We start from the raw sequence: 12,253 nt of genomic DNA on the forward strand, positions 1-12,253 counted from the left end.
GCGCAGCCATCGAATGCGTTGCGGAACGGAATAATGGTGCCAGTTTCCGCGCTCGTCCCCTCCGCCACTGTGATCCCGCAGTTTCTCGAAGGCGGAGATCAGGTGTTGCGCCGGGATCCCGGCTGCAAAGCAGAACTGGTCGGCCTGACGCTCGAAATTGCGCATGAACCAACCGAAAACATAACGGAAATACACCACGAACAACAAAAGAGAAACCGCGGCCGATGCCCACCCCGGGAAAGCGGTGTTCAATTGACCATCCGCCCGCACCAGCAGGGACAATCCCGGACCGGTTCCCGCCAGCCAGTTCACCAGGCGATCCACCAGGCCCAGGCTTACCACGACGAAACCGGCGAAAAACATCATGTAAAACCACATGTGCCCACGGCGCACGTGGCCGACTTCGTGACCCACCACGGAAAGGATTTCTTCTTCGCTGAGCAGGTGTGACAAAGCCGGAGTAATCAACAGGTAACGCAATCCCGGAACAAACCCCACCACCCCGGCCGTCATTAATCCACGGTGCATCGCGTTCCAGGAAAGGATGCGGCGGAAGCGGACCCCCAATTTTCGGGTAAAGGACTGCAGCCGGTTTTCCATTGCCCGGTCCTCCAGGGATTCGCAATCCCACAAGCGGGTCATGAGAACCGGGACAAAAACGGCCAGCAATAAAACAAACAGGCCGAAAAAAATCACCTTAAATGCAGCTGAGTCCATGGAAGCCGCCGGCAACGGCGACAGGGTCCACAGATCCACCGCCAGCGAAAGCAGCAGCCAGGGAATAACGATTACCAGGTTAAAGCGTACCTGGGAAATAACGTGGGCTCTGGCTGTCGGAGCGGTGCTCATCATGCCGTTAAAAGCCCGCCATGACCAGAACCAGACCGCCACCAAAAAGAACAGAAACAAAGCCAGTCCCAGGGCATGGGTCAGAAGCACCGAGTCGCCAATCAAAGGCAATTGCCGTATCAGGGGCTTCACCGAGAATCCGGTTACCGCCAAGACGAAAACCCCGACGGCCAGGATGGATTGAACGCCAACGGCCTGCTGAAAAGTCCGTCTTAGATTCCGCAGGTCGCCCCCCTGATCCCGGAATCGTTTCTCTAATTGGAAAAAGCGCAAACGGTTCCATTGCCAGAATCCCGCCATCAACAAAAGGGTGATCGCCAGGGCGCCGGCCCGATCCAACGGAGGAACCGGACCTTCGGGCGCCGAAGCAAACACGGTGGCTGCAACGATAAACAGAAAAAAGTTGGTGTATATCATGGCGGGTGCGACTCCGGGCAACCATTGTAACAGAATGGGAGCCGGGTGTCATGCGCCTGTTCAATGCCCCTTTACTCCAAGCGGGCAATGCGCTAGAATGGGTATTCCGCCACGTCCCGGCTTCTCTTAAAGGAAACAATATGGCAACCGAAAAAGTCTGCAACAGTATCGTGGAAACGGTGGGGCATACGCCCATGATCCGGCTGAACCACGTCACCGCCAACCTGGGTCACGAAGTGTATGCAAAGTTGGAATTCCTCAATCCCATGGGCAGCGTCAAGGACCGAATCGCCCGCTGGATGATTGAAAAAGCCGAGAAAGACGGACGACTTCAACCCGGACAAATGATTATCGAGAATTCTTCGGGAAACACGGCACTCGGCCTGGCCATGATGGCCATCCAGAAGGGATACCGCCTCAAGGTGGTTGTGCGGGACCGCATCAGCCGCGAAAAAATCAACCAACTCAACGCCCTGGGCGTAGAGGTTTATTTGGTGGATGCCACCCTGCCACCCGAATCCCCGGACAGTTACAACAACATCACCCCGCGACTGGCAGCCGCCACTCCGGGTTGTTATTTTCCGGATCAGCACAACAACCGCGAAAACAACGAAGCCCATTACCAGACAACAGGCCCGGAAATTTGGGAACAGATGGAAGGGCGTATCGACCTTTTCGTGGCTGGAATAGGCACCGGCGGCACCATCGGCGGAGTGGCCCGGTTTCTGAAGGAGAAGGATCCCGCCATTCGCGTGGTGGCCGTGGACCCAGAGGGATCTGTATTCTATGACTGGTTCCACCATCGACGCATGGTCACCCCCGGCCCTTACCTGATCGAGGGGTTGGGTGATGAATTCCTGATCGGTTGCGCGGATTTCACCCATATCGACGATATTATTCGTGTAAACGACCGGGACGCGTTCCACGCCACCCGTGAACTGGCAAAACGGGAAGCGGTGCTGGCCGGGGGATCCAGTGGTGCCGCCTTGTGGGCGATCAGACAGATCGCCTCCAACCTCGACATCGCACGACCCGCCCGCATCGTCACCATTTTCGCTGATGGCAGTTCCCGCTACTTGAGCACTATTTTCAACGATAAATGGATGCAGGCTCAAGGCTTGATGTAAACCCGGATCGGCTCAGGCGCGGTTGATCCAGTTAATCAGTTCCCTCGTGGCTATGTCCACCGTTGATTCCCGGCCGCTCATATTTTTTTGGACATCAACCGCGATTCCCTTGCCCAGCTCAACTCCCCACTGATCAAAAGAAAACACATCCCACAAAACGCCTTGAACAAAAACTTTGTGTTCATAAATGGCGATCAGCCGTCCCAGGTTGAAGGGCGACAACCGGTCCAGCATCAAGGTCGAAGAGGGCCGGTTTCCGGGAAAAACCCGCCAGGGGATTTGCGTGGGAGGGATCCCGGCCGCCTCGGCTTCCTCCGCGGTGCGCCCGAAGGCGAGCGCGGCTGACTGGGCCAGCAGGTTAGCCAACAACAATTGGTGATTTTCAAGAAAGCGCTCATCCCGGGGATGGGCGAAACCGATAAAATCACAGGGAGTAAAAAAAGTTCCCTGATGCAGATGTTGAAAAAAAGCGTGCTGGGCATTGGTACCCACATCCCCCCAGATCACGGGAGCGGAATCCCGTATCAACACCCGGCCCCGGCGATCTACGGACTTGCCGTTGGATTCCATTTCCAATTGCTGCAAAAAGAGGGGGAACCAGCGCAATGCCTGGCTATAGGGAAGCACCGCGTGCGAACGGGCCCCCAGCACATTTCCATTCCATACACCCAACAGGGCCATAATGACGGGAATGTTGCGGCGCAAAGGAGCGGTTTCAAAATGGAGGTCCACGGCATGCATGCCGGCTTGAAACTCGGCAAAGCCTTGGGGGCCCAGCGCAACCATCAAGGGGAAACCCACTGCCGAAGAAAGTGAAAAACGTCCGCCCACCCAATCCCAAAAAGGCAGGATGCGTTCAGCGGGCACGCCCCATTCTTGGGCGCGCCCGGGTTGGGCGGTAACCGCCACTAACTGGGCGCCGAGTTGCTTCCGCCCCAGTGACTTCTTTAGCCAGGCCCGCACCACGGCGGCATTGGCCATGGTTTCCCGGGTAGTGAAACTCTTGGACACCACACACACCAGGGTGGCATCCGCATCCAGGCGTTCCAGCACCGGAGCCAGTTCATCCATATCCAGATTTGCCACAAAGTGGATGTCCGGACTTAGAGAAGCGGAACCCAGGGCATGCACGGCCATGCGCGGCCCCAGGTCCGAGCCGCCGATTCCCAGGTTGATCAGGTGCCGCAAAGGCCGGTTGCGCACACCCGTCAACTTTCCGGAACGCAAGGCGGTTGCCAGAGTCTCCATGCGCTCCACAACCCGGTTGACCTCCCGGTCACGAAGTTTCGGGGGCAAGCGCAGATCCACGTGGCGCACGGCGCGATTCTCCGTAACGTTAATGGGTTTGCCGCTGAGCATGCGTTTTCGTTCCGGTTCCACGCCGCAGGCATGGGCCAGATTCACCAACAGATCCAAAGTCTCGTTTACCAGCCGCTGCCGGGAAAAATCAAGCAGCAGCCCTTCCAGCTCCAGTCGAAGTTCGTTGCAACGATGGGGATTCTGTTGAAACATCTTTCTGAGATGGACACCGGCCAGCGTACGCCCGTGACTGTGCAAGGATTCCCAGGCATCGGCCCTCTGACTGGCCATGTTACGGGTTGGCTTGCTCATCACGATTCATAAGGTTGTGAATATTGCGGGAAAGTTGATTCAACTGGAAGGGTTTGGCCATGAAATCCCGGATGCGCCGTTTAAAGTATTTGTTTTCTAGGTATTCGCGGGAGTAACCGCTGGCAAACAACACTTTGATTCCAGGACGAATCCGCTGCAATTCCTCGTAAACCTGGTCTCCGGACATTCCCGGCATTTCAATATCCAGAATCACGAAACTGATTTGGTCGCGGTTTTCGCGGAAAATCCGTACCCCTTCCTCGCCGTCCGCGGCGGTCAGGCATTTGATTCCCAGCGAATGCAACATATCCGTGCCGATTTCGCGCACCACTTCTTCGTCATCGATCAGCAGGGCCCAGCCCGCCACCAGGGGGCGCACTTCTTCCTTGGCCTGTTCACGCGGATTCTCCGTGCGCGGAGAGGCCGCGGGAATAAAGACAAAGAAAGTCGCTCCCTGGTCTAATTTCGATTCAACCAGGATTTCACCAGAGAAATCCTTGACAATTTCACGCACGGTGGCCAGGCCGATCCCGGTTCCGGCAACCCGGGACTTGGTGGTAAAGAACGGCTCGAATATGCGTTCAAGATGTTCCGGCCGGATACCGCGCCCGTTGTCGTGAACCTGGATTAAAACGTATTCTCCATCGGGAATGGTTTTGTGACGCAGGATTTGTTTCCGGGCCGTCGCAATTTCGATGGTGGGCTCCGGACGCCCTTTCAAAGCATCCCGGGCGTTGACCAAAAGATTGATCAACACCTGTGAGATACGGGTCCGATCCGCGTGAACGAAAAGATCTTCATCTGAAAGGCGGCGCACCACGCGAATACTACGCAGGTGAGGAGAAAGAAAATCCAATGACTCGTCCACAATTTCATGCAAGGGAATCACTTCGCGTTTGGCCAGTTTCTTGCGCGAGTACTCGAGAATCTGGCGGATCATCATGGAGGCCCGGTCACTGGAACTGAGAATGGAACGGACATAGCGTTTCAGCAGGGAATCGTCGGGGATCTTTTTATCCAGCAGGGAAGCGTACCCCATAATGCCGCTGAGCACATTGTTGAAATCGTGAATAATCCCGCTGGTCAAGAGGCCCAGGGACTCCATTTTCTGGGCCTGCATCAGTGAGTTCTCCAGTTGTTTGAGTTCCGTGACATCCTGGATGTTGATGACCACGCTGCGGCCCTCACTCTGAACCGGATAGATGTTTAAATGCACAATGCGATTGCTGTCATCCTTTTCCACCAACAGCATCTCGTCATTGAGAAACACGGTCTTATTGAGGATGCGGACTTCGTTGATAATATCGCGGTAATTCGTGAAAGCGGGGCAAACATCAAAAGCGTTTTTCCCCAGCGCATCACCGGCGGATATGCCGAAGATCTTTTCAGCGCTGCCGTTCCAGACGGTGACATGATTGTCTTCCGTCACGGAGATTATGGCATAGGGGCTGGCATCGATCAGCTTCTGCATAAACACCTGAAGGTTCTGAATTTTCTGGGTTAAATCCCGCCATTCAGTAATGTCCCGTACCAGGATCAGGCCGCCGATCAGCCCCGAATGGGTCCGCAATGGCTCAATGATCAGGTCAACAAAACTCTCTTCCTCCATAAATGGATTCAACACATTGATCTGCTTGATGTCCCGGCCATCACGGATGGAATTGCGCAAGTATTCATCAAAGCCGCTTTCCAGTGACCGCTGGGACAAAAGATCCGCCAGATCACGGTTCGCCGACAAGCGCTCTTTCAGCAGGCTTTCCGCTTTCTGGTTCATAAAGATCACTTTGCGTTGCATGTCCGTAATCAAGATGATATCGGGAATGGTTTTAAAGATCTGGCGCGAAAAAGTGATCTGATTGCGCAGGTTGACTTCGGCTTTCTTGCGCAGAGTAATATCGGAGAACACCGCAATATACCCCAAACGTTCCGTTTCGTGTGAATCTATTTCCGAGGATATGGAAGCGTCCACGTTCATGGTGCGCCCGTCCGGGAGGTAGATCACCATCTCGCGGTTGGTCACGTGACCCCGATCCCGCAGTTCCGTTGACAGTTGGTTGAGTTCATCCATGCCGAAAAGTTTTTCGAGATCGATCCCCGGTATCTCCTCGCGGCGGATCTTGAGTTTCTTGAGCCCGAATTCGTTGATGTCGACCAGTTTCAGGTCCGCATCAAGAACCGCGATAAACACGCTGACCGTCTTCATCAGGGTCTCGATATATTCCTTGGCCTCCCGTACCTCCTGAATGTTGTGGGTGAGACGCTGTACCACCTCCCGGGTATCCACAAACAGGTTCTCTAAACTGGAAGAGAGCAGGCTGTGCTGCCGGGGAAGATCCAGCACATCATTCTCCCGGCTGATGGATCGCAGATTCCTGCCCAGGCGTGATAACGGACGGAGAAAAGTCAACCACAACAACATGAGCAGAAAGAATATGCACGTGGCGGCCACCGCGGCAGACAACACCAATGTGCGGTTGATCTCTGGTTCAAAACGGCTCAGAATATCACTGCTGCCGGCCATATACAAATACCGCCAGCCAACTCCCGGCATCTCTGCCTGCCAAACGTGGAAACGTTTTCCGGCAAGGTTCTGAAAGCCATTGCGCAGTCCACCCTCCCGCAAGTTTTGCAGTAATGCCAGCACGTGAGGGCTCTGGACGCGGTCGCTCATGTCCAGACTGTCGTTCATGTTAAATTCCCGCCCTTTCAACTGGTTCAAAACGCTTGGATGCAAGAGCAAGCGGTTATTTCGGTCCACCAAGACAAGCATTCCGGAATTACTCAGCGCCTGGTTGGAAAAAAACGGCACCTGTTCATCCAGCAGAAAGTCATGTCCCACCACGCCCTGGAACTCATCTTTCAGATATACCGGAATCACCAGGGAGGTCATCCATTTCTCCCAGATATCATCGTAGTAAACCGGCGTGAACACCGGTTCCCGATCGGGATTCTCTTCAGGACCGGCAATGCGATAGAAAACGTCAGGGGTGAAGTCGTGGCGGTCTTCGATCTGACTGACCCATTTCGGAGGATTGATCAGAATCCATTGGTTACGGGAAATGAAATAGGTATTAAAAAACCGGTTGTGAAACTGGGATAAGTGGCGATCCAGTACGTCGATACCGCTCACCAGTTTCTGCAGCAAGGGGCGGGGGCGGCCGGGGTCGGAAACGAAAATGCCGAAAACCGCTCCGCCCGATGGCGCGGTGATCACCCCGCGTAAACTACGGGAACCGCTCAATGGAACAGCTACGGCCGGCGCGGAAGATTCCAGGATGGCGCGAATAATATCCGCGCTGTGACGTCCGATCTCAATTCGTTGGGACCACAACTCCTGTTCAGGTGAAACCACGCGTTGATTGAAATGGCGATGACCGTCGGAGATGTGGCTGAACAGCCACCGCTGAATCGCGAGGTCCCGGACCCATAGCAGCCCCGCCGCCAACAGGGCGGCAAGCAAGAGGATGATCAGGAATTTGCGCAGAATGCGTCCCATGCCGATACCGCCGCCGTCAGGTCAGCGGGATCATCCTCCTGAACTGCGGTACTTCACTTTTACACCTTCGATTTCCCGGCTGATGGGAAAGATTCCCAGAAGTGCGTCACCCGACTGGCGCGAGCGCGCGAGCACACGGACCTTTACGGGTTTCCAGTCGGCGCGATTATGAACAAACGCCGCCTTGCTGCTGGCGGAGTAACCGAATTCGCCTTTCAACGCGATCTCGTCGCTGACTTTTCCAGGTCCCAGGGGCTCCGTTAAGGCTTCGGCTTCGCCCACGGTCAATTGTCTCCCATCTTCTTCGAACTCAAACACCCCTTTCAGGATGAGGTTGTGCAAGGGAGCATCGCCCGTGTTTTTCAGGCGGAAGCGAATCACTGGAACGATCACGGCTTGGTTCCGGGTTACGACTTTGTCTTCCCAACGGGATTCGGCATCCAGCACCTGCAGGGATTCACCCAATTTCAAGGCTTTCTGCATGCGTTCGTCCATCTCTCCTGCTTCCTCTTCATTAATGTCGCCCTCAATGCCCTCGATTACCTGGCGCACGGGCACCACTCCCAGAGGCGCGAATCCGGCGCTGGTCTGGGCCAGAATCCGGACCTTGATGGGTTTCCATTTGTCTTTGTTGTGCAGAAACGCAGCCTTGGACGTAGCCGAGTAACCGTACAAGGCGTTAATGGTGATTTTGTCCGTGGTTTCTCCAGGTTCAACCGCACCGGGCATCAACGGCGTAACCCCATCGCTCATCTGTTCACCGCTGTCGGCAAACATAAAAATGCCGACAAATTTCAAATTGCCGATGGAACGATTTCCCTTGTTGTGCACTGTAAACGTTACCGAAGGTACGATCTTGACGCGGTAAGGTGTAACTTCCTTATTCACCCAGCGGGTTTCGGTTGAAACCAGTTCAAGCGATCGTCCCAACTCCGTACTGCTGATGCTTTCCTGCTGGTGGCGGACCAATTCCCTCCCCAACAGGAATGCCAACACAACCATTATTGCGGCGATCCAGAACTTGGGCCGTCGATAGAAATTGCTCCATGTCCAGCGATCCGCCTGCAATTTTTCAATGATTTCGCCGAGTGAATTTTCGGATTCGGCGGGGGTTTGCTGTTCCGTGTTTTCCGTCATTTTCCCTTTTCTCCTCCAGACCCAGGCATTTTCTCCCCGGAACGACTAATGGGGCTGTACAGGTAGTATACACCGTGCTTTGGGGAAATTCAATCCGCGAAACAACCCGGAGAGAGAAACGGGGCCTCCGGGGCCCTCGCAAGAAATCAAGTTGAGTCAGTCCGGAATGACTATATAACGCCGAAAGCCAGCATGGAGCGGGCCACCTTGAGGAATCCGGCGATATTGGCGCCGACCACATAATTGCCGGGAGAACCGTAGGTGTCGGCCGCATCCAGGCAGGATTTGTGGATATTCTTCATGATGCGCTGCAAGTGGTTGTCAACCTCTTCAGCCGCCCAGCCCATGCGCAGACTGTTCTGGCTCATTTCCAGGCCGGAAACCGCAACACCGCCTGCATTTGCCGCTTTTCCGGGACCGTAGAGGATTTCCTTGTCCTGGTATACTTCGATGGCCCCGGGAGTGGACGGCATGTTTGCACCCTCCGAAAGGCAAAAACAACCGTTCTTTATCAGGGCTTCGGCGTGATCCTTCTGGATCTCGTTCTGAGTCGCCGAAGGCAAGGCCACATCGATCTGCAGTCCTTCGTCACGGATCACATCCCAAACGCTCTTGCCCTCATGGTAACGCGCACCGAATTTGTCGGCGTATTCATGGATGCGGCCCCGACGAATGTTCTTGAGTTGCATGACAAAGTCCCACTTCTCGCCTTTGATTCCGTCCATGTCCACGATCGTACCGCTTGAGTCGGACAGCGTGACGGCTTTGCCGCCCAGGTGGTTGACTTTCTCAACCGCATACTGGGCCACGTTGCCCGATCCGCTGACAGCCACGTTCTTGCCTTGAAAGTCCTTGCCACGCGTGGCCAGCATCTCGGCCGCAAAGTAGGTTTCCCCATAACCGGTGGCCTGGGGGCGAATCAGGCTGCCGCCCCAGTCGGCGCCCTTGCCCGTGAGTACGCCGGTATGTTCGTTGCGGAGTTTTTTTGTACATTCCGTACATGAACCCGATCTCCCGGCCGCCCACGCCGATGTCACCGGCCGGAACATCCGTGTCCGGGCCGATATGACGGAACAACTCGCACATGAAGGCATAGCAGAAGCGCATGACTTCGGCATCGGATTTTCCCTTGGGATCGAAATCCGACCCGCCCTTACCTCCGCCCATGGGCAGGGTGGTCAGTGAATTCTTGAAAATCTGTTCAAAGCCCAGGAACTTGATGATGCCGAGATTGACCGAAGGGTGGAAACGCAGCCCGCCCTTGTAGGGACCGATAGCGTTGTTGAACTGCACACGAAATCCCTTGTTTACCTGGGTCTCGCCACGGTCATCCATCCATGGAACCCGGAAAAGAATGGCCCGGTCCGGCTCCACGATGCGTTTGTAGATGCCGGCTTGAACAAACTCGGGGTGCCGCTCAACAGTGGGTTCCAGTGTTTCAAGCACCTCTTCAACAGCCTGATGGAACTCGGGTTCGCCGGGATTGTGATCCTTTGCCCAATCAATGATCTCCTTGATGTAACTCGTCCATACCTCCTTGAATGCGCACTACGGACAGAGTCGCGATTCTGATGGCAAGATCAATCCGACATTACAGGCGGATTCTATTGACATTAGCCGGAAAAGTCAACCGTTCCGGCTTGACAGAAAAATGAAAAAAATCAATACTACACTTTCCGGATAATCCGGAAAGAGGAAACATGGACCCTTGGCTGTCTGAACGCATTCAACATCGGTTGCGCCTGTTGCAGGAATTTGCCGCAAAAGCAACAACCCTTGCAACAGCAGCCGCACGCATTAGAGTCGTGATGCTCCCCTGACCCCATGGTTCTGGACTATCGCAACACCCGGTTTTCCTTTAACCAGGTACGCAAACGCCGTCGGCAACAGCGAATCCGATGGCTTGCGGCCCTGGTGCTGCTGACCGGCCTTACCCTCCTGATTGTGCGCGGCGTGCAATACCGCAGATTTCACTGCGTCCAGGAAGATCTGCTTGCCGGGAAAATCTCCACCACGACAATCATGCAAGAGAATTCGCGGCCGCTTTTTACGGCCGCGGCGATGGCTGAACTCCAGGCCCTGTCGCACCTGCTTGAGGGCGGATTAAGAAAGGGAGAAGAGGATCTGCGCGCCTGCACTCATTCCGGCATTGTGGCGTCACGTCGTTTTCTGGACCGCATGGTGGATCTGGGGCGCTATGCGTCGTTGGGGCTTTACCTTGATTTCCTGCAAAAACATCGGTCACCCAGCCCTTTTCACCGCATGCTTTACTTTACCGCCCGCTACCGCCCTGAAGATGCCCGCAGGATCGCCGCCGGTCTGGCGCCGCAGTCGCGCTCGGAATACGCCAAGGCTCTGCACATCCTGGAAACCATCTGGAAAGAACTGGATAAAGGCAGAATCGCCTGTATCCATGACTACTCCGGAAAAATCCTGGGTGAATTTGAGCCCGCTACCGCGACAATCCACTCCCGGGTTCCCGGGCTGGACCTTTCCTCTTTTTCAAAGGAACTGGAAAAGGGACTGCGGTTTTTCACGCTTACCCTGGATGCCCGCCTTCAGCTGGATATCGCCGACCTCTTTGCCGACTATCACGGGTCCTGCATAATCCTGAACCCCAAAAACAACGCCATTCTGGCTGCTTTTTCCAAACCCGTTGAACCCTCTCAAAAAAATTGCGCCTGGAAAGAACAATATGAACCCGGATCGGTGATCAAGGTTCTGACCTACCTCTGTTACAGCCAATCCCCGGATCCACAGCTCTTTCCCCTTGAATGCCGCGGCAACATCAATGTGGAAAAGCGCATCTTTTACGACTGGACCCGTCACGGAACAGTGGATTCCGCGGAAACCGCATTGGTGGTTTCCTGCAATGTCGCTTATGCGCGCATGGGACTTTTTGTCGGCGCCGAAGATTTAACCAGGACCCTGAAAGAATTCCAGTTTAACTCCCGGCCCTTGAAAGACCGTTGCCTCCAATTCCAACTTGGTGTTTTTAAATCACCACCCCTGTCCCTTCGTCGCCTGGCCGATCTCTCCGTGGGCCTGGAAGAGATCCGCATTACCACCCTCCACTGCGCACTGCTGGCGGCAACCATATCCCAGTCCGGCTCCATGGCGTCCCCCCACCTCATCGCAACCGAAAAAAACATCCTGAAACTGGGGATATTCCACCACACATCCAAACCCCTGGTCCAGATCTCCGGCAGCCGCAGTTTTGCGCAGTTAAAGGACACCATGGTGCGGGTAATCCGTGAGCCCCGGGGGACCGGTCATCGCGCCTGGCTGCCGGACGGTCCCGTCACAGCTGCCAAGACCGGTACCGCGGGAAATCCCGCTTTGGGACTGGACGCCGTAATGATGGGGTTCCTCCCCGCCGGTCGGCCCGCATTCGCTTTTGCCTTTCGCCTGGAGCGTGGCGGCAAAGCTGAAATCAATGGTGCCCGGGTACTGAAGGCTTTGATATCCGGGCCCTTGTCCCGTGCGGATTAGGTTTTTAGGTTCTCTTCCATTTTGTGTGGGTTTGGGGGTTATGCATATTTGAAAAAATGATAAGGCTGCATGAGAGTACCCTTTCGGGCACAAATACCCAGAGGGCACAGGTCACCGCTCACCA

The 12,253-nt window shown here is 55.1% G+C and carries 6 protein-coding genes and 1 pseudogene; 2 read left to right on the forward strand and 5 right to left on the reverse strand.

Going from position 1 to position 12,253, the window contains the following annotated elements:
* Positions 1-1,266, reverse strand: a 1,266-nt coding sequence (locus tag ENN40_02290; GenBank protein ID HDP94171.1) for a hypothetical protein, incomplete at its 3' end; no start/stop codon positions are given.
* A gap of 140 nt (positions 1,267-1,406) precedes the next feature.
* Between ENN40_02290 and ENN40_02295 the strand changes: the two genes are divergently transcribed.
* On the forward strand, positions 1,407-2,393 hold the full coding sequence (locus ENN40_02295; protein ID HDP94172.1) for a cysteine synthase family protein: 987 nt from the start codon (positions 1,407-1,409) through the stop codon (positions 2,391-2,393).
* A 12-nt stretch (positions 2,394-2,405) separates the two neighbouring features.
* On the opposite strand, the gene ENN40_02300 is transcribed toward ENN40_02295, so the two are convergent.
* The 4 genes and pseudogenes from ENN40_02300 to ENN40_02315 all read right to left on the reverse strand — a co-directional run bounded on the left by ENN40_02300 (position 2,406) and on the right by ENN40_02315 (position 10,155).
* Positions 2,406-3,983 (reverse strand): glucose-6-phosphate isomerase, encoded by a 1,578-nt coding sequence (locus ENN40_02300; protein HDP94173.1) that lies wholly within the window; start codon positions 3,981-3,983, stop codon positions 2,406-2,408.
* Between the two features lies 1 nt (position 3,984).
* On the reverse strand, positions 3,985-7,500 hold the full coding sequence (locus ENN40_02305; protein HDP94174.1) for a PAS domain-containing hybrid sensor histidine kinase/response regulator: 3,516 nt from the start codon (positions 7,498-7,500) through the stop codon (positions 3,985-3,987).
* A 30-nt stretch (positions 7,501-7,530) separates the two neighbouring features.
* Entirely contained in the window at positions 7,531-8,637 is a 1,107-nt protein-coding gene (locus ENN40_02310; GenBank protein HDP94175.1) for a hypothetical protein, read from the reverse strand.
* A gap of 170 nt (positions 8,638-8,807) precedes the next feature.
* Positions 8,808-10,155 (reverse strand): annotated as a pseudogene (locus tag ENN40_02315) (NADP-specific glutamate dehydrogenase).
* 306 nt (positions 10,156-10,461) lie between these two features.
* Here ENN40_02315 and ENN40_02320 point away from each other — a divergent pair.
* Positions 10,462-12,129: a hypothetical protein gene (locus ENN40_02320; GenBank protein HDP94176.1), complete on the forward strand. Its 1,668-nt coding sequence runs from the start codon at positions 10,462-10,464 to the stop codon at positions 12,127-12,129.
* The last annotated feature ends 124 nt before the right edge of the window (positions 12,130-12,253 follow it).

It is taken from the genome of Candidatus Aminicenantes bacterium, assembly GCA_011049425.1.
GTDB lineage: Bacteria > Acidobacteriota > Aminicenantia > UBA2199 > UBA2199 > UBA876.